Here is a 26169-nt window from a genome sequence, read left to right on the forward strand (position 1 = left end):
CACATAAGCATGGGTCTTCCGACCCTCTTCCCACACGATCGCGAGACGGAGCTTACGTGGTATCGCAAGATCGATGAAGGGCCGTGGGACGGCCTCGTCACCTATGAACGGGTGCTCTATCCCGACAGCTGGTCGGTTGTCCCTCAGCTTGCCGCTGCGGCTGCGGTCACTGAGCGCGTGCGCCTCTGGACCGATGTCGTCGCGCTGCCGATGCGGAACCCGGTGTTGTTCGCCAAAGACATTGCGACCGTGGATGTCCTGTCGGGCGGTCGTCTTACGCTCGGGATCGGTATCGGCGCCTGGGATGAGGACTACCTGGCGGTCGACAGTGCGCTTGATCGGAAGCGTCAACGCATGGATGAGGCCGTGGCGGTGATGCAAGGTCTGGGCTCAGGACCCTCCCGTTGCAGGGCACCATCCCGTGGGGCCCACACCAGTCCAGGTTGGGGGCATCCCACTCGTGGCCGGCGTGATCGGGCCGAAGGCGCTGGCACGCGCAGCGGGAGCGGGTCGTACAAGCATGGCGGGCGGCCGGCAGGACGGAACGACCCCACTTCTCCGCACCGATCTGGTTCGCACTCGGTCCCGACCCGGAGAACCAACTCCGGGAGCACGTACAGGATTTCTGGGTCCAAGACCTTGACCTCACCGGAGCTGAGTCCTCGTACCTGACGGCGCCGGCCGCAGGGACATTGAATTGCGGAGCCTCCGGGCTCCTTGCCGCCGTGAAAGGCGCGCGCGATGCAGGCCTTGACGAGCTCAGGCTCGTGCCGACTACTGCTGACCCCGACGAAATCGATCGGGCCCGTGAGGTGCTCGGTATCTGAGCCGACTGCGTAGGCGGAAACCGCTAGGAGTAAAAGACTTCCATGAATCTTGGAACCTAGCTGCGATGCCTACGACACCGTCGCGGCTATCGAGCGCGACGGCGCCTGCATCGTGCGTAACGTCCCTTGCCCGAAACGCCGGCATGCTCGACGAGGACCTGACCCAGTCATCGACTGAATTGAACCGTGCGGTGACGAGTGGGCTGGGCGCGAGATCAAGCGCACGGGTGGCCTCGTCGCGCAGAGCCCGCAGTGTCGCCCGGTCGTCACGCACCCGCTCGTCGTGGGCGCAGCCAATGCAGTGCTCGGTCCGTTCTGCGAGCGGATCCACCTGGACCTGACCGCGAGCGTTGATACCCGGCGGTGGGGTAAGGAGGTCACTACGACGACGCCGCCGCACGGGGTGTGCGGAGACAAAGGCTTCAGAGGTAGTCAAAGCAGTAATCGGCAATGGGCGAGCGACGGCAGAATCGGCGTGTGCCCGCCATGGTTTGAGGCCGGTAGAACAGCGCCTCTCCCTGGGAATTGATGAAATAGGTCCTGGAATTCGACTTGCGGTTCTGTTCCAGATCGAAGTAGAGCCGCACGGCCTTGCCGCGACGTTCGGTCTCTTGGTTCCAACGATCGAAGGCTGCGCGCGTTACCGAGGTGACGGCTGCGTTTCGCGACCTGGCCTCGGTGATGATCCGGACGACGTGAGTGGTGATCGCGTCGGCCCACTGAAACCAGGCGATCCCTTGGTAGCCAAGGGCGCCAACGAGATCCCACCGATTGGGCAACTCCGGATGCGCGCTTCCGTTGTACGACCGTATGCCATTGCGCCGGTATTCTTCGGAGAGGTCGAAGCCGTGGCGGCCGATGGTGGTGCCAGGGAGGTAGCTCTCCGGGTCGATGAACAGGTCGTAACCGGTCGCTGTGACCACGAGATCGGCGGGGTACTCGGTGCCGTCCACGGTCCGAACGCCGTTAGCGGTGACGCGGTCGACCGCGGTGGTAATTAGGTGTGTGGTCGGGTGGTTGAACGCCCGCACGTACTCGGTGCAGATGACGGGGCGTTTGGCATACAGGCCGGACTTTGGCACCAGCGCTTTGCGAGTCGCCTTGTCTCGCAACGCCAGCAGCAACCACAACCGGAACAGGAGCCGGTACCAGCTGTCGTAGAGCGACATAACTCTGCGGGTGATCGACTCCGGCAGCCGGGGCATGATGTGGAAGACCGGGAAGAACTGGGCATCCATCGCGAAGTCGCCGATGGCGACGATGGCACGCAGGACACCCGGCACCCGCAGCAGCCCGTGCAGCCAGCGGGGCATGGCGAAGTTGATCTTCGGCAGCACCCAGGTCGGGGTGCGCTGAAAGACCCACAGCGAATCGACCTTGCCCGAGATCGCGCCAGCGATCTGCGCGCCGCTGGAGCCGGTGCCGATAATCGCAACTTTCTTGTCAGTCAGGTCATACCCGTTGTCCCAGGCGTTCGGCCGCAAAATAGTCCCCGCGAAATCGGACAAGCCCTCGAGGTCCATCGACGCCTTCGCGTTGAGGTACCCGCCCATCGCATTGATCACATACCGCGAACGCAGCGTCTGCCCGCCGCGCAGACGCAGTGTCCAGGTGCCGGACTGGTCATCCCAGATCTGTTGCACCACCTCGGATTCGGTGCGTATGGACGGCGTCAAGCCCAACTCGTCGACGGTCCGAGTCAAGTAGTCGTACACCTCCTCTCCCGGAGCGAAGAACCTCGACCAGTTCGGGTTGGGCGCGAAGGCGAACTGGTACCACAGCGAGGGGATGTCGACTTCTAGGCCCGGGTAGTGGTTGTCGCGCCAGGTGCCGCCGATGCTCGAGGCGCGTTCGAGGATCTAAGGTCGGTGATTCCCTTGCTGCGCAAGCGATAGGCCGCCGTGATACCGCCCAGTCCAGCGCCGATGATCAACACCTCGGCGTCGAGTTTATGCCCGCCGTCAACGACGGTCATGCGTAAGATCCATCAAGGTCGAGACCGAGACCCAAAAGCGGCAGCTCTGCCGCACAACGGCGCCAAATCCCTGCCATGGCTACCTCCGCTGGTCCGTATGCGTCGGGTGGTCGTGCCCGGTTTCCTTCGACGCCAGTACGATCATACATAATCACGATAGTGTATGGTTCACATGGTGTCGAGACCCTTGGGCTTTTGACGCCTCGACGCGTGAAGTTCTCAGGTGCCAAGGCTAATTCGGCTGTATGGGTAGATAACTGGTCCTCTCCGCCCCGACGCGACGCCCGGCAAAGCGGTCTCGCGCCCAGTGTCACACCGTCGCCGAAGCTACAGCCCGGCGTGGGCTCACCGTCGGTCGATGCAGACGTAACTCGCAAATCGTGTTGTTTGATGGCGATCAAGGCAGCCGATCTCTGCCCTGAGCGCGGTGTTCGCGCTCACTTTCCAGGTCGATACCTATACCTTGGCCGCTGAGCGTATGGCCATGCGCGCCAGTCCGGTGACATCGGACGCGGACTCCCGCTGCCTCTAATCCCACGTAAAACTGTGTATAGAAACCTATTTCGCTCCGACGGCATCGACCTACGGAGGCGCACTTGTCATGGGCATACAGATCTGACATAGTGTCTGACTGGATCAGAAGATTGCCCGCGGTGAAGGACTATCGATGTCGACCAGCCTGCTCATTTTCAACAATCCTCTGCACCTAGGCTGGCAAACCAACGCGGTGGACGCGTTGGATCTGGGACTGTTCGTGGGATTCGCGTGGTATTCGATCGTCCAGTTCCGCCGCAATAACCGCATCTACGCGTTCGTGATGGTGGCCTCGCTGATCTACGGCATGTCGCTGGAACTGATCGGGATGGCGACATTCAACTTCTACACCCAAGGGCAGTTCACCGTGATGCTGAACTTCCCGGTCATCCCGCTGTTCGAGGGCACCACTGCAATGCCGCTCTACGTCAGCATCTACTACCCGGTGATTCTTATGACGGGCTTCAAAGTGGTCGAGGGACTGGGCATCGCCACGCGGTGGAAGGCCGCCGTTGCCGGTGGCTTTTTCCTGGTCTGTCAGGAGGCGCCATATGTGATTCAGGGCGGACTCAGCAATGTTCGGTGGTTCATGTGGCATGGCAATCCGATGCTGCAGTTTTTCTTGGATTGGCCGCTCGTGGACATGTACTGGCAGATGACTTGGGGCACACTGTTTTTCTATCTTGTGCTCCGAGCGCGTACTCACATCGACGGTCCCGCATCAGCGCAGCGCTGGTCGACGGCAAAGGCGCTGGGGCTGTGGGCCCCCTTAGTGGCCGTCGCTGTGCAAGTTCTGGGGCGCGCGTTGTTCGCGCCGCTTCTCCTGGCAAAGGCCACGATCGGGCGGGACTGGCCGGTGCTGGCGGTGCTGGTGGCTGGTTATCTGGTCGTGACGGTGACGGCGTTGCGCTCCGCGCGCCCCCCGTCGCGGCGCATCGAGGGCGTGACCCTCGGCGTCGTTGTCGCCTATGTCGGAACGTTCGGGGCGATGGTCATTGCCGACGCGGTGCATGAGCACGGGATCACCGCATACATGGTCGTGCAGACCGTCGGATTGATCGGTGTCACCGCCCTGGCGACCTTCCCCGTGTGGTCCCAACAGCATTCCGAAGCCGGCGACTCCGTCGCGGCGAAAGCGCAACGCGCGCAGCACTCGAACTGAGTGGGTTCACGCTCGCCGTCATTGCACTGAGCGCGGGCGTATTCGACGGGAGCGGCCTGCGGGGTGAGCGAGTTGACGGTAAATGAGTCCCCGGCCGACTACGTTGCAGCCTTGAGACATGCTTGTACGACAACAGCTGGCCTACTCGCCGGTCGTCGTCATTCCGATATAAGTGGTACCGGCCAAAGCGGCGCGCGCATCTCGTCGAAAGTGGAGTGCCCCGGCATGCTGCCCTCAGCAATGAGTTTCATTCGCTCGTCGAGTTGCGGAGAGTTGTTGCCGTCTCGCAGTACCTCAAGCATCGCGGTAGTAGCGACGCCGACGTCAAACATATCGCGTTGCCACGACCAGCTGCGGTTGCCGCTGTACTGAAACCAGCTCCCACCCAGACCCTTGATCTCGTACGGTCGGCCGTTCGGCGCATTGAACGTCGTCAACTGCCTCCAAAATCCGAACGCTTGGCCAGATCGATCGTCGAAGATCACCGCCTGATAGGGGTAGATCCATCCTTGAAATCCCAGCATTTCCAACCCGAGGACTCCGGCTCGAATCTCTTCGCGGCCCACGTTCATGTACTGGTCCTCGGCTGAATAGGTGTAGCCATAGGTCGCGTCGGGCTCATAAAAGTCGGCCATGATGCCCCAGTCCCCTAAGCGCTGCGCCTCACGGTTGATCTCAAGCCAGTCTTGCCAGAAGGCGTCGAAATCTTCGCGGTCAAATGCCATGCCAGTTACCTCTTATCCTCGTTTCGACATTGACGGAGGAGACCCGCCTCAACGGCCTTGAGACAGCCGCGGCGCTGAGACGTTTCACAGGATCGTTTCATAGATATCTCTATCCGTCAAAGAATCCAATTTCTGTCTGTTACCGTGAGACCCGAAGATGCAGGTCCGTGGCGGATGGAGGACCGACATGCCAGACGATTTACGCGCGCGGTTGATCGCTGCCACTGCCGAACTGATCGAGCAGCGCGGGCCCTTGGGTGTGCGCGTCGACGAGATCGCCGAACGTGCACGATGCTCACGGGCCACGCTCTACCGTTACGCCGCCGATAAGGACGAACTGGTGCGCGAGGTGATTGTCGCCAGAACCACGGTGATGGCGGGGATCGTAGCCCACCAGATCGAAGGCATCTCCGATCCGACCGAGCGCATCGCACAGGGCATGCTCCTATTCGCCGACGCGCTGCGCTCTGAAAGTTGGTTCAAAGCACTGCAAAATGACGGTGACGGCTCATACCCACTCGCGCGGATTGGCGGCGGGCTTGCGGCTATGGGCGCAGCGATCTCTCCGCTGATTCAGACACTGCTGTACGAGTATGTTGATTCCCGGCACCTGCGTGAGGACGTCGACCTTCACGACGCGGTCGAGTGGCTGATGGGCATCCTGCTGGGCCTATTGGCGCCCGCGTTCGCGGCGCATCCCCGCGAGCACCGCCTCGCGATGCTCAAACGCTACGCGGTCTTTCCGTTGATCAAACCGCAGTGCGAGCAGCTCCCTGAGCGCGGAGCGCGGCGCCGCCCTTGATGGGGCAACGACACCTCGGGTCTGCTGTATGAGACGGAAATCAAGATTGTCGCATCGCGGTGTGTCGATCTCCGATCGACATTCACCCACCAGCCCGAGATGAGCGCGCTTAAGATCCGCAAACCGCCGGTCGGATTCGCCGAGGGTTCGGCGCCGTATCTGTGGCAGTCGGCAAACTCCGATCTCTCGAGCTGTGCAACGCAATTAGCTTCGCCGCGCCCGCGTTCGAGCGCTACATTGCCCAGCACGCCGATGCAGCAGGAGGCATTTTGTCGTGCACGTGTGCGCCCATGGCTGGGCCGCGATCTGAGCACCACCCCCACCTCGTAGCAAGCGTCCGCTACGACTGGGACGCCGACGTTCCGGCTTGCGCCGGTCGCCGACGGCGTGAGACGCTGCACGCTCACTGAAATTGAATGGGTCTGATGTCGATTCTTTCCCGTCCCTTGGTAGCGGACGCGGTCGCGCGTGCAGTCGCCGCTGCGATCAAACCTGCCGCCAAGTCATCTGTCAGTTTTTCCGAGCTGTCCTGTCGGATGGCGAGTCAACGCATTCCGACACGCCACGGCCAGGTGTGTGCGACCGTCTACCACCCGCCAACGTCGAACGGTGATCTATCCGGTGCGGCCGTGTACGTCAATGTGCACGGCGGTGGCTTCGTCGTCGGCCATCCCGAACAGGACGACCCGTGGTGTCGATATCTGGCCACTCAGGCGGGTGTGGTGGTGCTCAATCCCGACTACGTACTGGCACCGCGATATCGATTTCCCGCTGCGCCGCAACAGATTTACGATATTGTCTGTTGGGCGGCGAATCCCGAGCGAGAGTGGGACGGCGGCAGGTTGTGTGTCGGCGGTCAGAGTGCAGGTGGCAACCTGAGCGCCGCAGCGGCTCGGATGGCGTTAGCCAACGGCGGTCCGGCGATTGCGCTCCAGATGTTGCACTACGCGCCGCTGGATCTGGTGACCCCGACCCGGGATAAGAAATCGACCGTGGGTGACCGCGCGATCATGAAGCCGTGGATGGGAGAGGTATTCGATACCGCGTACATCCCCGACCCGATGAAGCGGCGCGATCCCTTGGCTTCGCCGGCATGGGGGACAAACGCGGACCGACTCGACGGCATCGCACCGGCGCTGATCATCACCGCCGAGCAGGATCGGCTGCGCGACGAAGGCCGCCGGTACGCAGAGAAGCTCGACGAGGCTGGCGCGCTGATCGAGTACTACGAAGTCCCTGATGTAGACCACGGCTACAACATCATGAGCGATGCGTTGGAGGCGACCCGGCGCTCCTACGCTCGTATCGTCGATCAAGTCCTGACCGCCACCCGGCGGTGACTGAGGCAGGGACTCCCTTGGTCGATGACCGAATGAAACCCGCGTCGTCGATGAAATAGGTAAAACGCCTTATGGAACGTGGCTGGCGGCCGGCGCACACTGCTGGGTATTGAGTCGAGTGCAATTCACAGCGTCCACGAAAGGCGCGAGGCCATGTCACCTAGCTACACAACGAGGTTGCTTATCGCTGGGGCGCTGTTGTCAGGCAGCATCGCGGCCACCGGTCTAGGCCCGGGCGCAGGCATCGCTGACGCGCAGCCGATACACCCCCCGTTGGCCGGTGGCCCGTGGACATGGTGCCCAGGAGATCCGATGGACGGTGCCATACACACAAGGACCGGGCGCGGATCGCCTCCACCAGGCACCGAATGGGACATGAGTCACTGCCACACGTGGTGGAGCGTCCTTTGGGGGCACGGAAACGTTGGGCCCTCGGTTTGGGACGGACCTGACCCGCCACCGCCCGAGGCGACGAATAAGCCGCCGTGCGGGTTTCCCTTCATGTGTTCGGGGACCCCCTGACATGACGGTCCGGCAGCCCAACACCACCGATGCGTTGTCGCGCCAGTTTGTGGCGTCCTGCTCGATCTTTTCGCCGAAATGGGCTGTCGCAGCCGGGAAGCGAGGCGCCCTATACATACAGATGGTTTTTTGGGCGATTGTGTTGCTCTTCGTGCTGGAGATTGCCGGACCGACGTTCGGCGTCCACCTTTTGCCGCATGTCCCAGGGCGGGTGATCGCCTACGGCTGGCTGGCGCTGCCGGCGCTCTTGGGACTGGCCATCGGCGCCAACTTCCTGTGGCGATGGCGCCGCAAGTATCCGATTATCTTCACCGGTGATCAGCTCGTCATCGACCGGCGGCGCGGTGAAACCTATTCCCTGGTCGACGCATCGCTGGGCCTGTGGGTAAACCACGGGGTGGCCCTGCACCTGCAGCGGGGCCGTCACCGCTTTCTTCTGGGCGGGCGGGAGTGTCGGGTCGGTCCGGTGACACCTTTGGACGCGCCGCCCGTGGCGCTGGTCGACGGCTGGTTGTGGCAGGCTGACTTCGACGCGCTTCTCTCCTGTGGCGGCCGCTCCGCGGGCGGACCCCCGGCCGGGGAAGCGGTTCGGTGTGTGATGTATCCCAACTCACTATTGACCGGACAGATGGGTCCGTTCGCGTTCGCGAAGAAACAGCGCCTGACGCAAACACTTTGGCAACCGCAGCTGTTTGTCGACGTCGACGCCGACATGATCCGCGTGATCGACGCGAACAACGGCGCGCCGATTAGCTCGGCCCCGCTGTCGCAGGTGATCGCGGCTCCGGCCACCTACCATTCCGGCTATCTTATGAGCGATGTTGGGGGAGAGTATTTTTCAACGATGCCCACCGTCACTCTGACCGTTCCGGGCGCGCAGCAGCCACTTAGTGTCGGATGTCGCGATTTCACCGGGCCGAAGCGGCGATTTACGTGGGGCGGTGATGTGCCCGTGAGCGATGAACCCCCTGCCTATGTGGTATCGGCGGCGGACTGGCTTGCGTTGACTGAGAAACTCGGTCTGGTAACGAATACTGAAGGCAAAGAACGTATTTGAAGTGCTGCTCAGGTGTCTTTGCGCCAGAGCTGGCCACCGAGCAGCTGCTGCAGCGCCGCGGTAATCGTCTCCATCGGCCGGTCGCCGCGCAGATAGCCGGCATAGAGTCCCACGCCACAAAGCACGACCAGAAATGCCTCGACCAATGCGGGGACGTCGGCATCGGCGGGGAGCTCACCGCGTTCGATCGCGTCGTTGGCGCTCGAGGTCAGGAATTCGCGACTCATTTCCACCGGATCACTTCCGGGCCGGGCCAACTCCGGATGGCGTTGTGCCTCCATCACCGAGGCGACCAAAAATGCGTACATCGACGAGTTTTCCAGCTCGGCCTCCCTGCCGGCCGCGATGAAGGTCCCCAATCGGTCAACCGTGCCGTTTTCGGCGCGCGCCCGCTCGATGCCCGCGACGATGAAAAGCCCAGTGGCGTGGTCCGCTACTGCGCGGTACAACGCCCGTTTGCTGGAGAAGTAATGATTGATCGCCGGGCGGGTCAGATCGGCTCGCACGGCAATGGCTTGAAACGTCGCACCGTCGTAGCCGCACTCGCTGAATACTTCACGAGCCGCGTGCAGAATTCGCATTCGCGTCTCGTCGGCCTTTGCTGCGGGTGGACGACCCGGTCGGCGACCTGCCGTAGGAGCCATTAGTAGAGTGTGCCATCACATACCCCGCGGCAGAAGAGCGATTTGCGGTTATGCGCTGCGGCTATTGCGCGTGGCCGGCCGCCGCTTCGCCTTCGCGGGTGAGTCCCGCTGCGACGATCAGTTCTTCGTGCAGCTCGAACCACACGGTGTGATAGGAGTCGACGAGCGGCCGAGTCAGCCAACCCGTCTCGCCGCTACGGACCTTCTCGTAGGACCTGTCCAATTTGTCGCCGTAGAAACCAAGTCGGGGAAGCTGGCCCGCGACGGTGGCGATGATCGGCATCACCTTGGCGTGTACGTCGTCCAGCCGCCGTAGCACCCGGCCGTCGTATTCGGTGTCCCGGTGGTCGTTGGGCTCGCCGTCCTTGAGTTGCCAGTCCGCCACCAATGCCTTGAATTCCGCATTGACGCTACGGAATTGGTCGTGGCCGGCCGCGATGACGGCGGCGTCCGCGGAGGACCGTTCTTCAGCGAGCAACGCGGCGAGCCGCTCACGGCCCGCTGCCGACAGGCGCACCGCCGACTTGCCCGTCACCAGTAGGCCTGAATCACACAGCGAATCAACGGTTTCAGAGATTGCCGCTTGGTCCTCGTCGATCGTTGCGGCGAGATCTGCAGGGGCGACTCTGCCCTTGAGCCGCACGGCTTGAAGCACTTTCAACTCAAGCACGGGTGGCTCCCTCGTCCGCGGCGCCGCACAACCGCAGTGCGGCCAGCATGGTCAGCAGTGGATTAGCGGAGACGACGTCGGTGTGACCGGCGGTCACGGCATCCTGCACGGCGGCATTGGAATTGTCAGGCAGCCGAGGGTATTCCCCGTCGAGGTGGGCGCGCAACGGGCTGACCTGCCGCGCCAGGTCGGCCAGTCGCTTGAGGTCGGGCGAGTCGGTCAACGACCAGGCGCGCAGCTCCAAGGCGCCTTGGCGGACTTCGCCTTCGGTACCGTCGACGGTGATCAGCGTGCCGTTCAGGGCGGTAGTGACCCCTACGCCGCAGCCGACGACCGCAGGACGGGCAATCTCGCGGCTCACGACCGCCGCGTGCGAGGTCGCACCGCCCACTTCGGTGACGATCGCGCGTGCCGCGAGCATGGCGGCGACGTCGTCAGGACTGGTGGCGGGGCGGACCAGGATGACGTCTTCGCCGTTGTCGGCGGCGTCGAGCGCCGCATCGACGTCGCAGTAGGCCCGCCCCGATGCGACACCGGGGCAGGCGGGCAGTCCCTTGGCGAGCAGCGCTGCGTTCAACCGTGTTTCGGGCTGCAGCGACGGCAGCAACAGGGTTTCCACGTGAGCGGGCGTGACGCGACGCAGGGCGTCGGCGGCCTCGATGAGGCCCTCGTCGTGCAGCTTGAGGGCCAGCCGGACAGCGGCCTGCGCTGAGCGTTTGGCGGTACGGGTCTGTAGCAGCCACAACCGGCCGTTTTCGACGGTGAACTCGATGTCCTGCACGTCGCGGCCGAGCCGCTCCAGCGTCGCTGTGGCCCTGAGCAGTTCGTCGTACACGCCAGGGTGGATTGCGCGCAGCGCACTGAGCGGTTCGCAGTCCGCCGCGCCGGAGACGACGTCCTCACCCTGCCCGCCGGCGAGCCACTCCCCGAACGGTTCGTCGGCGCCGGTAATTGTGTTGCGGGAGAACACAACCCCGGTTCCCGAGTCGGCTGGATCCACGTTGCCGAACACCATGGTTTGCACCACGACCGCGGTGCCGCCTGTGTCATCGAGGCCGTGGTGGCGCCGATAGGCCTGGGCCCTCGGCGAATTCCACGATCGGAAGACGGCCTCGATCGAACCCCGCAGCTGAGCGTACGGGTCGTCGGGCACATCGGCGGCCACGATGCGGCGATACAGACCGCAGAGGCGCTCGCGGGTGTCGTTGGCAAAGCCACGGGTGAAATTGCGCGCCAGGGCGTCGTGAACCGCGTCGTCGATGCCCACGTTCAATACCGTGTCCAGCATGCCCGGCATCGACTGTGCCGCACCGCTGCGCACACTGACCAGCAGTGGACGTGGGCCGGCCCCGAACGTGCGCCCGGCCTCGTTTTCCAGCCACCGCAGGCCCGACAGAACGTCATTCCAGATCGCGCCGATGGTGTGTTCGGGGTCCGCGAAATACAGTTGGCACACCTCGGTGGTGATACAAAACGCCGATGGCACGGGCAGCCCATGACGGCGCATGACGTCGATGCCGTAGCCCTTGTTGCCCAGCAACTCACGAGGAAGCGCGGTTTCACCCGACAGCCGAACCACTGGCGCGGTGCGGATCATCGGCCCCTCCCTCGAATTTCGGCCCGCAGGCGACAGCGAGCTTCTCACTTGCGACCATTGTCCATCGCCGCGGCCCAGACGATATGTCCTTCGAAGCCAAGCGATTCCGCCAGCGCGCGATAGCGACTCACCGAATCCCGGTAGGCGACATCGTCGCTGCAGGCGCGGGCCAGCAGCGCGCGCAGCCGCAACAGCGTGATCTCGGCTATGGCCGAATCTGGAGACACCTTCACCAAACGGTTGATTGCCGCGCGGGCTTGGACCAGGTCGCTTTCGGTGCGACGCTCAAGCAGCGTCTCCACCAGCAGGCCGGTGCCCCAAACTCCGTAACCGACCCGCCCGTCTTCGGCGAGCTCATCGCAGGCGTGGCGCATGGCCACAATAGCGGCGTCACGGTCGCCGTGCTTGGCCCTCTCATGGTTGATCACCACCGTGTTGGTCGGCACCAGGGACGGCATCCGCGCGTGCTGCCACTCGAGGGCTTGCGTCGCGAGCTCAAGACCGCGGCGACGGTCCGCTTCGGTGTCCCGACACAACAAGGCGACGCCCAACGTGTATTCGGTGAAGAGCACCGCGATGTCGCTGCTGGCCCGCAGGGCAGCCTGCACCGCCTCTTCGATCGTGCGCAGCACGGAATCGTCGGCGCGCAGGACCCCGTAGCGAATCGCCAATCCGTAGGTCCAGGGGATGACGACGCCGAGGGTTGACGGGTCATTGTCCCGGGCCATCGCGACGGCGTCGTCGAGATCCTGTCGCCAGCCGGGGCGGCCCAGCCACCACCGTGCGATGCCGCGAAAACCCACCGCGATTGCCACCGGCGACCCCATTCCGAAGCCGGCGCCCTTGGTGGCGTCGCCCGCGGCCAGGTCGACGATGGTCTGCGACCACCGCAAGATCTCGTCGAACTCGCCGGTATTGAACCAGTTCGCAAACGCGATGAATGCCAGCCCGATCGTCAGATCGGGGTCGCCGATCGACGCCAGCAATGCCATCTGTTCGGATGCCAACCGGGAACCATCGCGGGACCTTGCGTAGAGGAGCTCGGTGGCCAGCCTGGTCATCCCGATGGCCAGCGAGACGTTATCCCCGGCCGCGGTGCACAGTTGCCGCAACTCCGCGAAGCGGCCCTGGCTTTCCTGTATTGGCCGGCCCTGCCAGTCGGTGGCGCACAGCATGGTGCGCGGAGCGATGCGCATCGACAAGTGGTCGGCGTCGTCGGCGGGCAATGCGTCGGCGATCAGGCGTGCCCGTTCCCAGCTGACACGGGCAGCGGTGAGGTCACGGTTGGTCGACCAGGTGGCGGCGCGCATGTGCCACCCGTACGCCGCGACCAGTTCGCCCGCCGACTCGAGATGCTCGGCGATCAGCGCTCCATTCTCGTCCACGGATCCCGGCGCCGAGTCTTGTATTGCGGCGGCCAGGCGTCGGTGCCATTCGGCGCGATCGGACTTCAGCTGTGATTCGTAGGCCACCGCGCGGATCAGCGGATGACGGAAGGCGTATTCGGGGCTCGGGATGGACCTCACCTGATCGATCAGCTCGGCGGCGAGCAGCTCGTCGAAACCCGTATCGATCCCCAGCGCGGCCAGCAGGCCCGCGTCGAAGCGCGCCCCGATCACAGAGGCCGCGTTCAGCGTCCGCTTGGCCGGTGTGGGCAGCCGGTCGATGCGCGCCTCGATGGCCGCCTGCACGGTGGCCGGCACGCTGACGTCGGCCACGTTCGTATCGCACGCGTAGTCGCCGTGCTGGCCGGTCAGTACGCCGCGCTGCACCAACTCGCGCACCATCTCCTCGGCGAAAAACGGATTTCCCGCGGCGCGCTCGGCGATGATCGTCGCCAGCTCGCCGACCGACGGGTCCGGACCCAGCAGCTCGCATATCAGGGCTGCGGTGTCCGAACCGCCCAGTGCGGCGAGGGCTATCGTCTGGGACCCGGGCGTGTGCGTCAGCGTTCCCGCGTACTCGGGACGGGCGGTGATCAGCACCATCACCTTGGTGCGCGGAATCACCGTCAGCAATTCGGCCAGCATCGATTCGCTGACCGCGTCGATCCAATGCGCGTCCTCGACGACATAGAGCGCCGGTGCGGTGCGCGCCAGCGACACGGTGTTGATCAGTGCGGCGAGCCGACGCCGTCGCGCATCGGGGTTGATCGGGGGCAGCGGTATCTCGGGATCGGCGACACCGAGCAGGTCATCGAGCAGCAGCAGATCCTCCGGGTCGGCATCGGAAGGCACCAAGGCCCGCAACCGTGTGCGGGCGGCTGCGCCGTCGAGGTCCGCCACCCCGCAGCCGGTTCGCAGCAGGCCCGCGATGACGCCGAAGGAAACGTCGTGGGCGTGCGATTCGCAGAAGGCCCAGACGACCTCGACCCCGCGACCGGCAGCCAATGCCGCGGCCTCGCGGGCCACCCGGCTCTTGCCAATGCCCGGCGGGCCGATCACCGTGACGACACCACCGCGGCCGCCGATCGCGCGGTCCACCATGGCGTCGAGCGCCGCCATCTCCCAGCCCCGACCGACCAGGCTCGCCTCGGCCCTGCCTACCGGCCCGTCCGGCGGGCTGGTCGCCAGCAGCCGGTACGCGCGCACCGGCTCGTCGGCGCCCTTGATGTGCACCCACTCCGGCTCGGCCAGCGTCACGGCGTTCTCGACCAGCCGTGCCGTCGGCTCCGACAGCATCACCCCGCCGGGCGGCGCCACTGACTGCATCCGTTCCGCGAACCCGACCGCCTCGCCGGTCGCCGTGTACCTCGGTGACCCCGAAGCGATCTCACCGGCGATCACCCGGCCTGAATTCAGGCCCACCCGCAATCGCAACGTCACGCCATCGCTGCGTGCCACCTCGCGCGTCAACCGACTGGCCTCGTCGTGGATGGCCGTGGCGGCAAGGCAAGCGCGAAAAGCGTGATCTTCCAAGGCAACTGGGGCGCCGAACAGTCCCATCACGCCGTCGCCGTAGTACTCCACCGTGCCGTTGTAGCGGCGCACTACCGCCGCCGTCCGCTCCACCAACTCCGTAATGATGTCGCGAAAGCGCTCGACGTCCAGTGCGGCGGCGATGTCCATCGAGCGCACCACGTCGGCGAACAGCACGGTCACTTGTTTGTATTCGGCCGGACTCGGGACTGCCGCGACGGCGGCGCCGCACTCGCTGCAGAACTTCGCGCTCGACGAGAGTTCCGCCCCGCACGACCTGCACACCAAACCATGAGCGTCGCTCACGCCGACATTGTGTCATCGTGCACGCCCGGCGGGTCGTGGACGTCGAGAACTGACTCGGTGTTCGGCGCGGATGCCTACCCGAACGTCCACGTCAATGCCGCCGCACTGGACGTTGTGATCGCGGTGGCGACGGGTGCGCTGCCCCAGCTCGGGGAAGGCCGAACCCGCCGCTACTGGCCGCCCTTGCGGGCCAGGTCGATGGCGTACTGGTCCACGAAAGTGCCCGCCGGCGGGTCCCCCTTGCCGCATGACCCGTCGGATTCGCCGGGACGCTTGATCCACAGGTAGGCGTCCGCGTGCGCGCCGGCGGTGGCCGCCGTCGGGGGAGCACCCAGTGCGCGGCCGCCGGGGTTGCACCAGTTGTGGTCGGGGTCGGGCGCCGGCCCGGCGCCGTTGCGGGACGTGTCGACCACGTAGTGCGCGCCGCCCGTAAGCCCCGAAATCGCTTCGCCGTAACCGATTTCGTCATCGGTCGTATAGAAGTTCGCGGTGTTGACGCTGAAACCGCGCGCGTGGCCGATACCGGCCTGGTTGAGCCTGCCGGCCATGTCCTCGGGGCTGTGCCAGCGCAGGTGACCGGCGTCGACGTACACGGCGGCGGCCGGATCGTGCGTCAGGGTGTCGACGGCGTAGCGGATCAGGTCGAAGCGCTCCTGGCGCTGATCACCCGACAGGCAGTCGGCCATGGCGAGCGCGTCGGGTTCGACGATGACCGCCGCCGGTGAAGAGCCCAGCTGAGCCGCGATGCCGTCGATCCAGCCGCGGTATTCCGCGCCCGACCCGAACCCGCCCGCGGCGTAGCTGCCGCAGTCGCGGTGCGGAATTCCGTAGAGCGTGAACACCGGCAGGGCGCCGGCGGCCGCCGCGTCGCCGGTGTACTTCGCGACCGTGGCCGCCGACGAACCCGGGACGATCCAGTACGCCTGCGGCGTATTGGCGATGGTGTTCAGCTCGGGGCTCGGCGGATTGGCATGCTGCGAGGCGCGCATGGCCGCCGAGGCGGGATTGACGTAGAAGGGCATGGCGGCCAGCGGGTTGCCGTCGCCGGCGGCCAGGCGCACAGCCCGGGCGGGCCCGACGTGCGCCGGGGCGGCGAGAAGGCCGAGCCCGGCAAGGGCCACGACCGTGAGGAATGGGGCGATCCAGCGCGCGACTGCACCAGCAGCTGAGAACATCACCCCAGGAAATTAGCGAACCGGAGCATCGAGCGCCAATCGTCGGCGTCAGGCACCGACGGCGCGTTCCAGATCCGTTAGCGAGGTCTCCAGGTGCCCGAGCAGTCGCTGCACGTGCGGGACCTGCTGGCACGCCACCACACCGAAATCGAGTTTGCCCGCGTTGTTGATGAAAGTGATGTTGAGCGCCTGCCCGTGGGTGATGTGAGACAGCGGGTAGCTGCCGTCCATGCGCGCGCCGCCGTAGTACATCTGCTCGGCCGGTCCCGGCACATTCGAGATGACGAGGTTGAACGGCGGCGGCGTCGACGACACGAAACCCGGCACATCCGAGAAGCCGAGCGGAACGATGCTCATCGCCGACAACGCGACCACCTGTGCGCGCGGCAGCTCGGCGAGGACGTCCTTGTTGCCCCGCATGGCGGCGCTGATGATGTCGAGCCGTTCCGCGGGGTCCTCGACCTCGGTGGCCAGATTGCACAGGATGGCACCGACCTTGTTGCCGCCGCTGCCGTCGTCGGCCGCCGGGCGCAGGCTCACCGGAACCAGCGCGATCAGCGGCGCGTCCGGCAGGGCATCCTGTTCGAGCAGGTAGTAGCGCAGCGCGCCGGCACACATCGCCAGTACCGCGTCGTTGAAGCTCACCCCGGCGGCCTTCTTGACCCGCAGGATCCGGTCCAGTGACCACGACTCGGCGGCGAACCGCCGGGCGCCGCTGATCTTCACGTTGAACATCGTGCGCGGCGCCCGGAAGGGCAGGGTCAGTTGCTGCTCGACCAGCGCCCCGCGGGCCAGCTTCAACGTCGAGGAGGGCAGGCCCGCAACGGCTCCCGCGAACTTGGTCAGCGAACCGAGCAGGGACGAGTTCTGCGGGGCCGGCCGCTCGAGTTGGGGCACGCTCCACAACGCCCGCACCTCGGTGTCGCTCGGGTCGACCGACATCGCGCGTTCGAGCAGCTTGGCCGCCGCGGCGCCGTCGATCAGCGAATGGTGCACCCTGATGTACAGGGCAAACCGGCCGTCGTCCAGCCCTTCGATCACGTACGCGTCCCACAGCGGACGATGGCGGTCGAGCAGGTTGGTGTGCAGGCGCGAGGTCAGCTCGAAGAGGTCGAGCAGCCGGCCCGGTGCCGGCAGCGCCAGGTGCCGGACGTGGTAGTCGATGTCGATCTCGTCGTCGTGGGTCCAGGCGAGCAGGTCGGATCCGGCGACGATCCTGGCGGGGCGCTTGCGGAAGGTGGGCTGGACTTGGTCGTCGGCAACCAGTGCGTCGGCGAAGTTGCGGACGAAGTCCGGTCCCGCGCCCTCCGGCGGCGTGAACAACGACAGGGCGCCCACGTGCATCGGGTGCTCGCGTGATTCGGCAATCAGGTACAGCGAGTCGGTCGGCACCATCAGTTCCATGTATTCATTAGACCGCGCCCGCGGCCAAGCGCAGCAAATCGGTGCCTGATTCAGCTCTCGCCGACGGGTGAGGGGCTCTCGCTGTCGGTGAAGGGCAGGTATCGCCCCTGCTCCGCGGAAAATCCCCACAGCACGCCTATCGGCCGGTCCATGACGGTGACCAGCGTTTCGACGTCCTCGTCGCTGACCTCGACCGTTCGCGGTGGCTCGCCGGTGGCCGGGTCCTGGGTCTCGTAGCAGAACAGCAGCGGAATCGTGGGATGAATCCAGTAGGAGATGCAGACCTCTTGTCCGGAATCGTTGTGGCCGGCGATGGTCAGGAAGTACCCGCGGCCATCGGCAAACCGGCGCCGCGTCGCGGCGTGCAGATGGGCCAGGAAGTGGTTCTCGTCGCCGAACGAGAGCCGGACCTGACTCGGTCCGTAGAGCAGAACCGCCATATGTTCACCCCTGGTTGTCGTGTGCGGGCTGACGCTGTCTTAACGCTGCCGGAGCGGTCGGGCACGTACGAACGTAGGCCACCAGAACCACGGTCCCAGGATCCGCAGGATGCACGGCACGACGAACGAGCGCACGATCAGCGTGTCGAGCAGCAGTCCGATGCACACGGTGGAGCCCACTTGGCCGATCGTCCGCAGATCGCTGGTGAGCATCGCGAGCATGGTGAAGGCGAACACCAGGCCCGCCGACGTCACCACGCCACCGGTGCTGCCGAGCGCGCGGATGAGACCGGTGTTGAGTCCGGCGTGAATCTCCTCTTTGACGCGGGCGATCAGCAGCAGGTTGTAGTCCGAACCCACCGCCACCAGGATGATGAACGTCAGCGGCAACACCAGCCAATGCAGGTGCAGGCCGATCAGATGCTGCCAGACGAGCACGGAGAGCCCGAACGCGCCGGCGTACGAAAAGGCTACTGTGCCAGGGATTACCAGCGCGGCGACCAGGCTTCGCGTGAGGAACATCATGATCAGGAAGATCAGCACGAAGGCGGCGATCGCCGCGATCAGCAGGTCGGATGCGGCGTACTGCTTGATGTCCTTGTTGTTCGAGCCCGAGCCGCCGATATAGACGCGAGCGCCGGCCAACGAGGTCTCCTTCAGCGCCGTCGTGATGGCCGTCGGGAACGCCTCGACGTGTTGGACCCCTTCGGGGCCCATGGCGTTGCCTTCGTGGGTGACGATGAACCGGGCGGCCTTGCCGTCGGGCGACATCATCAGCGTCATACCGGTTTTGACGTCTTCGTTGTCGAAACCTTCCCGGGGGATGTAGAAGAAGTCGTCGCTGCGGGCGCGGTCGAAGTCGAGCCCCACGTTGATCAGGTCATCGAAGGTCTGGTCGGTCTGGATGGACTGCAGATCCGCGGACCCGTAGGTGTTGATCAGCAGTGACTGCAGCGCCGCCGTGTCGTCGCGCATGAGTTTGAACTGCGTGACCATCTGTGGCAGCAGTTTGTCGATGACCTCCAGAGAGCCGACGGCGTTCTTGATGTCGGCGGCCAGGTGGTCGATGCCGTCGAGCGCATCGAACACCGATCGGAAAGCCCAGCACACCGGGATGTCGAAACAGTGCCGCTCCCAGTAGAAATAGCTGCGGATCGGCCGGAAGAAGTCGTCGAGGTTGGATATCTCCTCGTCCAACTGCTGTGTGACCCTTTGCATGTCTTCCATGGTGACGACGGTCTTGTGCATCTCGTCCGACATGTGCTGGAAAAGGCCGACCAACCTGTCCAGGACCGCGACGGTGTGTTCCTGGATCTGTGCCTGCTCATTGGTATTGGCGTTCTGCTGCCTGTTGAACGGAAGCTGTTGACCGTTGCCGCTGCCCTGCGTGGTGAACAGGTAGGGCAGGGTGGCGTGTTCCAGCGGCCGGCCCAGGGGCCGGGTGATGCTTTGCACCATCGCGACGCCCGGAAGGCGAATCAGACTCTTCGCGACCCGATCCAACGAGACGAAATCGGCCGAGTTCCGCATGTCGTGGTCCGTCTCGACCATCAGCATCTCGGAAAACAGCTTGCTCTTCGAGAAGTGGTGATCCGCCGCAGCGAAACCCCGGTTGGCGGGCGCGTCGGCCGGTTGGTACTGACGGTCGTCGTAGTTCACCCGGTAGGTCGGCACGAAGACCGCCCCGATCATGACGACGGCGGTGCTGGCCGCCAGGATCGGCACCGGCCAGCGCACCACGCTAGTCCCGATCCGCCGGTACAGGTGCGCCTTGACCTGTTGTCTCGGGTCGAAGAGCCCGAACAGGCTGCCCACGGTCAGCAGGGCCGGACCGAGCGTCAGCGCCGCCACGATGGTGAACAGCATGGCGATGGCGACGGCCGGGCCCATGGTGTGGAAGTAGTTGAGCCGCGCGAAGGACAGGCAGTAGCACGCTCCCGCGATCGTCAGCCCGGAGCCGATGATGATCGGCGTGACGCCCCGGTATGCGGTGTAGAACGCCTCCTCGCGGCTTTCGCCGTCCTGTCGGGCCTCGTGGTAGCGGCCCATCAGGAAGATGCCGTAATCCGTTCCCGCGCCCAGGGTTAACGCGACGACGATGTTCACGGCGAACGACGACAGCTCGATGTACCCGAGATGCCCGAGCGTCGCGACCACGCCCTTGGCGACCAGCATCTCGATCAGGACGCCGGCCAGGGGCACCAGCAGGGTGGAAACCGAGCGGTAGACCAGCAACAGCATCACGACGATGAGGATGATCGTGACGATCGTGATGTCGTTCAGGCTCGAATTGGCAATGGCCACCGTGTCCGAGGCGAGCGGGGCCGCGCCGCTGACGTACACCTTAAGACCGGCCGGCGGGGTGTCCTTCGCGACGATGTCCCGGACGGCGTCGACGGACTGGTTCGCCTGCATCTGGCCGATGTCGCCGGCGAGCCGCAACAGCACGAATGCGGCCTTGCCGTCGACGCTTTGCGCGCCCGCCGCCGTGATCGGCTTGCCCCACAAGTCCATGACGTACTGCACGTGCCTGGTGTCCTGCTTGAGCCGGCGCATCAGGTCGTCGTAATAGCGGTGGTCCGCATCGCCCAACGGCCGATCGGCCTCGAACACGACCATGGTCATGCTGGTCGACGTGGACTCGTGGAACTTTTCGCCGATGCGCAGCATCGCCCGCTGCGACGGTGCGTAATGCGGGACCATTGGTCCCGCGAGTTCCTCCGCGACCCGCTCTACTTGGGGCACAAAGGTATTCGTCGTCACCGCGAGCACGGCCCAGAAGACGATGATCGGTATCGCCAGCGCGCGAACCATTCTCGGGACAAGCGGGCGATTCGCTGGGCGCGCGATCATGCGGATTTCACCCTGCAAGTGACGTGCGCGTCCTGATGGTTGTCGGACTGGTCGTCGCGGACGACGCCGTTCACCAGTATGCGGCAGCCCACCCGACCGCCGCGGACCTGCGCCGAGACACTGCCCGACACCACGGTGAGCGTGGTCGTTTCGGTGTGCGACCACGGCAGCGTCGTCAGGTCGACCCGATGCGGATGGCCGTCGATGTCCACGTAGACGAGCATCCCGCCGTCCCCGATGGAACCGGTCAATTCGTAGGTGAGCCGCTTGGGGGTGGTCTGCTCGGGTGCCTGTGGGCCGTTGACGGTGATGACGGGGCCGGGCGCGGAAAACTCGTGCACCTTCCACATGCACAGCCCGCCCACGCCGATCACCACGACGGCGACCAACGGCATCCACGCTCGCCCCAGAAAGGTCCTGCCGACTGAGCGAGGGCTCACTCGATCACCTCTTCAGGCTTTGGGCGCCGGCTTGGGCAGGCGCCTTTTCAATCGCGCGCTGCTGAGTAACCGGATCGCGAGGTTTGTGGAAGTCAGCATCGGGATCAGCCCCAGGAACGTGCGCTCCGAAGGCCGCGCGCCGTGCAGGTGTTCGAGGCTGCCGAACACGTAATAGCAGCCCAGCATGAACAGGGTGCCGGGGATGCAGAAGGCCAGCAACGACGTGCGGTCGCCGACGACGCGCCGCGCGAAATCCACCTCCTCCGCCGACATCGGCTCCCGCCTGCGCAGCTTGTTCATCACCGCCTTGGTGCTGCCGATTTCTTCGCTGATCGGCGTGGGCCCGCGCCGCTCCATTCGTCTGACGAAGACGGAGGCAAAGCATGCCAGGACCAGCACCAGCGCGAAGGCGATCAGGGTCAGCGGGGCATACAGGCGTGAATCCACGATGTCGGTCCTCCGTGCCGTCGTCGAACGATCGAAGACAGTCCAGACGCTACCTCTTGCGGACGGCGGCTCGCGACTTACTCAGCGACTTCTCAGCGCCCCCTCAATACGCTGGCGGTCCAACGTAAGGCCAGGTCGACACGCTCGCGGGAGATGCGGGCAATCATATGGAATGAGTTGCAGTACAACATGATTCGGCTTCACAATCGCGGCGGAGAAGATTGTCGTACGGCTATGACGGGTTCCCGGTCGCTGCGCCCACGGGAATTGGCGCAGGCGTCGGTGCTGGGCGCGCTGTGCGCAGCGATCGCGATCGTCACCGTTGTGCTGCCGCACGCCGGGGGCCTGGGTCTGCTGGGCGCCGTGCCGATCGGGCTGCTGGCCTACCGCCATCGGATCCGCGTCGTGGCCACCGCGGTCGTCGCCGCCGCCGTGATCGGCTTTCTGGTGGTCGGGTTGAGCGGCCTCGGGGCGGTCGCGCTCTGCGCCTACGTCGGGGGGCTGGCCGGAATCGTGAAGCGGCGCCGTCGGGGCGCGCCGACGGTGATCGCCGCGTCCGTCGCCGCCGGTGTCGTGGCCGGAGTCGCCGCCGTCGGCGCGCTGACCGTCCTGGCGCGGCTGCGGCAGTTGGTGTTCCATACGATCACCGCCACGGTGGACGGGGCGACGGCGGCCCTGGCGCGCGTGCCGCACCTGCAGCCGGCCGCGCGGCAGCTCGACCGGTTCTTTGCCGACGCGTTGACGCATTGGCAGTGGCTCGTCGTGGGATACGCCGTCGTGGCGATCGTGGTGACCTCGCTGATCGGCTGGTGGGCGCTGTCTCGAGTCCTGACGCGGCTGCGCGGCATCCCCGACGTGCACAAATTGGACACGCCCGCCGGCGCCGGGCCGATCGGGCCGGTGCCGGTGCGGCTGGACGAGGTGCGGTTGCGCTATCCGCACACCGATCGCGACGCGCTGCGGGCGGTCAGCCTGGAGGTACGCGCGGGCGAACACGTCGCGGTCACCGGTGCCAACGGCTCGGGCAAGACCACGCTGATGATGGTCCTCGCCGGCCGCGAACCGACCTCGGGCACGGTCGACCGACCCGGCGCGGTGGGTCTCGGGCAGCTCGGCGGCACCGCGGTGATCATGCAGCACCCGGAGAGCCAGGTGCTGGGCACCCGGGTCGCCGACGACGTGGTTTGGGGTCTGCCCCCGGGCACGACCACCGATGTCGACCGGTTGCTCACCGAAGTCGGGCTGGCGGGCCTCGCCGAGCGCGATACCGGCGGCCTGTCCGGCGGTGAACTGCAACGCCTGGCCGTGGCCGCCGCGCTGGCCCGCGAGCCGGCGCTGCTCATCGCCGACGAGATCACGAGCATGGTCGACCAGCGCGGGCGCGAGGCGTTGTTGGGCGTGCTGTCCGGTCTTGCCGACTGCCACGAGACCGCGGTGGTGCACGTCACGCACTACGACAACGAGGCCGCATACGCCGACCGCGTCATTGACCTGCGGGCCTCGCGGGACAACGCCGGTGCGCCGACATCGATGGTCGACACCGTGCCCGCACCGACCGTCACGGCGACCGGTCACCGGGCCCACCTGCCGGTGCTCGAACTCGCCGGCGTCGGCCATGTGTACGGCGGCGGCACCCCGTGGGCACAGGCCGCCCTGCGCGACGTCAGCTTTGTCGTCTGCGAGGGCGACGGGCTGCTCATCCACGGCGGCAACGGCTCGGGCAAGTCCACGCTGGCGTGGATCATGGCCGGGTTGACGGCACCGACCGCGGGCACCTGCCTGCTCGACGGGCGGCCCGCGTCGGAGCAAGTCGGCGCGGTAGCGCTGCAGTTTCAGGCCGCGCGGCTGCAGCTGATGCGCAGCCGCGTCGATCTCGAAGTGGCGTCGGCGGCCGGCTTCTCGCCGGACGATCGGCCCCGGGTGGCCGCGGCGCTGGCCGCCGTCGGCCTGGGCGCCGAGCTTGCGCAGCGGCGCATCGATCAGCTCAGCGGCGGCCAGATGCGCCGCGTGGTGCTGGCCGGGATCCTGGCGCGGTCTCCGCGCGTGTTGATCCTCGACGAGCCGCTGGCGGGGCTGGACGCCGCCAGCCGGCGCGGGCTGGTGCGGCTGCTTACCGAACGCCGCCGCGCCACAGGCCTGACCGTGGTGGTCATTTCGCATGACTTCGCCGGGCTTGAGGAGCTGTGCCCGCGCACCCTGCACCTGCGCGACGGACGGCTGGAACCGGTGCCCGCCGCACCTGCGGTCAACCGCCCGACTGGCCCGAGTCGCCGCCCGCGTCGCCCCGTCGTCTTGCTGCGCCCGGTGCCCGGGCGTTCGGCCATCCATGAGCTGTGGGCCGGCACCAAACTGGCTGCCGTGTTTGCCGTTTCGTTGCTGCTGACCTTAGACCCCGGATGGGTGCCGATCGGGCTGGCGGCCGCGTTGGCCCTGACGACGGCGCGGGTGGCGCGCATTCCGCGCGGTGCGCTGCCGTCGGCACCGCGGTGGCTGTGGATCCTGCTGGCCGTCGTCGGCGGCATGGCGCTCTTCGGCGGGGTCGGCGGTCTGCTGGATTTCCTGCGCATCACCGCGCTCTCCGCCGTGCTGCTCGGCCTGGGCGGGCTGGTGTCATGGACGACGAACGTCGCCGAAATCGCTCCGGCGCTGGCCACTTTGGGCCGCCGGCTGCGGCCGTTGCGGATCCCGGTCGATGACTGGTCGGTCGCGTTGGCGCTCGCGCTGCGCACCTTTCCGATGCTGATGGAGGAATTCCGCGCGCTCCACGCCGCCCGCCGGTTGCGGCCCAAACACCGCCCGCGCAACCACATTCGGCGGCTGAGGCAATTGGGGGCCGACGTGACCGACCTGATGGTCGCGGTCCTGACGGTGACGCTACGGCGCGCCGACGAGATGGGCGATGCGATCACCGCGCGAGGCGGGGCCGGCCAGTTCTCCGCGGCGCCGTCGCGGCCGAAACGCGCCGACTGGATCGCGCTTTCGATCGTGGCGGCGGTGTGCGTGGTCGCGTTGTCGGTGGGCTGAGTGGCCGGCTGTGTGAGCTGGTCAGAACCGCACCGGCACGTTCGCCAGCGCGCAGTCCGGGATGCGTTCGGCGGCGCGCAGCAGGAAATTCAGCTTCTCGATGCGCTCGCCGGACCGCGGCGCGCCGTTCTTCTGCAGCGGCGCGCCCAGTCCCAACGCCAGATCCATCACGACATCGTCGATGACCCCGCCCGATCGGCCCGACGGCATCGCCAGAATGCCGTTCTGCCAGCCGTATTCGACGCAGTCAAGTGCCTCGGCGATGGTGCCCACCTGGTTCGGTTTCAGGACGAAGCCGTCGACGGCCGACAGTTCGACCGCCCGCTGCAGGCGGTCGCGGCGGGTGACGATCAGATCGTCGCCGAGGATGAGCGAGCGGTCGATACTGCGCGCCGCCTTCGCGAAGCCGTCCCAGTCGTCCGCGTCGAGCAGGTCCTCGATGAACACCATCGGGAAGTCCTCTGACAGCGCCCGGGCATAGTCGACCAGCGCCTCCGCGCTCACCCGCTCGCCGTTGAGCGCGTACATGCGCGTGGCCGGTTCGTACACCGCGCTGGAGGCGCAGTCCAGCGCGAAAGCCATCACATCGGCGCAGCCGGCGCGCTCGGCGGCCTCGGCCAGGATCTCCAGGACCACCCGCGGGTCGCTGGCGGGGGCGACGTACCCGTACGACGGCGCCAGATGCGGGGTGCGACCGAACCGCTTGGCGAGCACATCGCCGAGCACGTTGAACAGCCGCACACCGTTTTCGATGGCGGACTCGATAGAGTCGGCGCGATAAGGCACCGCGAGGAATTCGTTGAACGTCTGGCAGACGTCCCCGCAGCGGCCGCCGTTGATCATGTTGAAGCTGGGCACCGGCACGGTGTCGGGCAGTGGACGTCCCACCAGGGCGCCGACATACGCGTAGGTGGGTACGCCCGCCGCCGCGGCCGCCGCGCGCAGCAGCGCGACCGAGGTGGAGTAGATCGCGTTGCCGCCGAGCCGGTGTTTGTCCGGCGTGCCGTCGAGGTCGATCATGACGCGGTCCAGCGTCCGTGGGTCGTCGAGTTCGGCGCCGAGCAGGGCGGGGGCGATCTGGTCGTTGACCGCGGAGACGGCCCGACGCACGCTCAGTCCGTCGTATTCGGCCCGGTTTCCGTCGCGCAGGACGAACGCCTCGTGCACGCCGACCGAACTGCCGGTGGGCGCCGCGCCACGTCCGGTATGTCCTGTGTCGGTGGTGATTTCAACCTCCACCAGCGGACGTGCCTTGCAGTCCAGCAGTTGGCGGGCGACGATCGACGCGATCCTCATGGCAGCGTCAG

General features: G+C 66.0%; 20 protein-coding genes. 6 read left to right on the forward strand and 14 right to left on the reverse strand.

All coding sequences use genetic code 11. The features are described from left to right. Positions 1 to 9 precede the first annotated feature (9 nt). Positions 10 to 672: an LLM class flavin-dependent oxidoreductase gene (locus AC5Y5V_RS13500; protein ID WP_499935659.1), complete on the forward strand. Its 663-nt coding sequence runs from the start codon at positions 10 to 12 to the stop codon at positions 670 to 672. Between the two features lie 577 nt (positions 673 to 1249). On the opposite strand, the gene AC5Y5V_RS13505 is transcribed toward AC5Y5V_RS13500, so the two are convergent. Continuing rightward, positions 1250 to 2503 carry a flavin-containing monooxygenase gene (locus AC5Y5V_RS13505; protein WP_499935662.1) on the reverse strand — a complete coding sequence of 418 codons (1254 nt, stop codon included), beginning with the start codon at positions 2501 to 2503 and terminating at the stop codon, positions 1250 to 1252. Positions 2504 to 2625: 122 nt separating this feature from the next. Further along, positions 2626 to 2802 carry a hypothetical protein gene (locus tag AC5Y5V_RS13510; RefSeq protein WP_499935665.1) on the reverse strand — a complete coding sequence of 59 codons (177 nt, stop codon included), beginning with the start codon at positions 2800 to 2802 and terminating at the stop codon, positions 2626 to 2628. A gap of 667 nt (positions 2803 to 3469) precedes the next feature. Between AC5Y5V_RS13510 and AC5Y5V_RS13515 the strand changes: the two genes are divergently transcribed. Beyond that, positions 3470 to 4498, forward strand: coding sequence for a hypothetical protein (locus AC5Y5V_RS13515; protein WP_499935669.1), 1029 nt, complete (start codon positions 3470 to 3472; stop codon positions 4496 to 4498). Between the two features lie 158 nt (positions 4499 to 4656). Here the strand turns inward: AC5Y5V_RS13515 and AC5Y5V_RS13520 are convergent, their stop codons facing one another. After that, complete coding sequence (locus tag AC5Y5V_RS13520) at positions 4657 to 5223, reverse strand: nuclear transport factor 2 family protein (protein WP_499935673.1); 567 nt, start codon at positions 5221 to 5223, stop codon at positions 4657 to 4659. A gap of 187 nt (positions 5224 to 5410) precedes the next feature. On the opposite strand from AC5Y5V_RS13520, the gene AC5Y5V_RS13525 reads away from it, so the two are divergent. From AC5Y5V_RS13525 to AC5Y5V_RS13535, 3 genes are all read left to right on the forward strand, one after another. Next, the gene (locus AC5Y5V_RS13525) at positions 5411 to 6025 is read left to right on the forward strand and encodes a TetR/AcrR family transcriptional regulator (RefSeq protein ID WP_499935677.1); all 615 of its coding nucleotides are present in this window, start codon (positions 5411 to 5413) and stop codon (positions 6023 to 6025) included. Positions 6026 to 6450: 425 nt separating this feature from the next. Beyond that, positions 6451 to 7365, forward strand: coding sequence for an alpha/beta hydrolase (locus AC5Y5V_RS13530; protein ID WP_499935680.1), 915 nt, complete (start codon positions 6451 to 6453; stop codon positions 7363 to 7365). Between the two features lie 523 nt (positions 7366 to 7888). Beyond that, positions 7889 to 8944 (forward strand): hypothetical protein, encoded by a 1056-nt coding sequence (locus AC5Y5V_RS13535; RefSeq protein WP_499935682.1) that lies wholly within the window; start codon positions 7889 to 7891, stop codon positions 8942 to 8944. Between the two features lie 8 nt (positions 8945 to 8952). On the opposite strand, the gene AC5Y5V_RS13540 is transcribed toward AC5Y5V_RS13535, so the two are convergent. From AC5Y5V_RS13540 to AC5Y5V_RS13585, 10 genes are all read right to left on the reverse strand, one after another. After that, positions 8953 to 9588, reverse strand: coding sequence for a TetR/AcrR family transcriptional regulator (locus AC5Y5V_RS13540; RefSeq protein WP_499935684.1), 636 nt, complete (start codon positions 9586 to 9588; stop codon positions 8953 to 8955). Between the two features lie 61 nt (positions 9589 to 9649). Beyond that, positions 9650 to 10258, reverse strand: a complete 609-nt coding sequence (locus tag AC5Y5V_RS13545; protein WP_499935687.1) for a winged helix DNA-binding protein — start codon at positions 10256 to 10258, stop codon at positions 9650 to 9652. Continuing rightward, positions 10251 to 11837 (reverse strand): pyruvate, phosphate dikinase, encoded by a 1587-nt coding sequence (locus AC5Y5V_RS13550; RefSeq protein WP_499935877.1) that lies wholly within the window; start codon positions 11835 to 11837, stop codon positions 10251 to 10253. Before AC5Y5V_RS13550 ends, AC5Y5V_RS13545 begins: the two co-directional genes overlap by 8 nt. A 62-nt stretch (positions 11838 to 11899) precedes the next feature. Then, positions 11900 to 15079, reverse strand: a complete 3180-nt coding sequence (locus AC5Y5V_RS13555; protein WP_499935691.1) for an AAA family ATPase — start codon at positions 15077 to 15079, stop codon at positions 11900 to 11902. Between the two features lie 170 nt (positions 15080 to 15249). Next, positions 15250 to 16257 carry a glycoside hydrolase family 6 protein gene (locus AC5Y5V_RS13560; RefSeq protein WP_499935694.1) on the reverse strand — a complete coding sequence of 336 codons (1008 nt, stop codon included), beginning with the start codon at positions 16255 to 16257 and terminating at the stop codon, positions 15250 to 15252. A gap of 45 nt (positions 16258 to 16302) precedes the next feature. Next, positions 16303 to 17658: a WS/DGAT/MGAT family O-acyltransferase gene (locus AC5Y5V_RS13565; RefSeq protein WP_499935697.1), complete on the reverse strand. Its 1356-nt coding sequence runs from the start codon at positions 17656 to 17658 to the stop codon at positions 16303 to 16305. Positions 17659 to 17708: 50 nt separating this feature from the next. Then, complete coding sequence (locus AC5Y5V_RS13570) at positions 17709 to 18098, reverse strand: DUF7882 family protein (protein ID WP_499935701.1); 390 nt, start codon at positions 18096 to 18098, stop codon at positions 17709 to 17711. Positions 18099 to 18137: 39 nt separating this feature from the next. Further along, a complete protein-coding gene (locus AC5Y5V_RS13575) occupies positions 18138 to 20912 on the reverse strand; it encodes an MMPL/RND family transporter (protein WP_499935705.1) in 2775 nt (924 codons plus the stop codon). Positions 20913 to 20947: 35 nt separating this feature from the next. After that, the gene (locus AC5Y5V_RS13580; RefSeq protein ID WP_499935710.1) at positions 20948 to 21391 is read right to left on the reverse strand and encodes an MmpS family transport accessory protein; all 444 of its coding nucleotides are present in this window, start codon (positions 21389 to 21391) and stop codon (positions 20948 to 20950) included. A 12-nt stretch (positions 21392 to 21403) separates the two neighbouring features. Then, a complete protein-coding gene (locus AC5Y5V_RS13585; protein WP_499935712.1) occupies positions 21404 to 21838 on the reverse strand; it encodes a hypothetical protein in 435 nt (144 codons plus the stop codon). A 234-nt stretch (positions 21839 to 22072) separates the two neighbouring features. On the opposite strand from AC5Y5V_RS13585, the gene AC5Y5V_RS13590 reads away from it, so the two are divergent. Further along, on the forward strand, positions 22073 to 24862 hold the full coding sequence (locus tag AC5Y5V_RS13590) for a DUF2232 domain-containing protein (protein ID WP_499935715.1): 2790 nt from the start codon (positions 22073 to 22075) through the stop codon (positions 24860 to 24862). 21 nt (positions 24863 to 24883) lie between these two features. On the opposite strand, the gene eno is transcribed toward AC5Y5V_RS13590, so the two are convergent. Continuing rightward, positions 24884 to 26158, reverse strand: coding sequence for a phosphopyruvate hydratase (gene eno / locus AC5Y5V_RS13595; protein ID WP_499935718.1), 1275 nt, complete (start codon positions 26156 to 26158; stop codon positions 24884 to 24886). Positions 26159 to 26169 lie beyond the last annotated feature (11 nt).

The sequence above is a fragment of the Mycobacterium sp. NGS68 genome, from assembly GCF_059812195.1.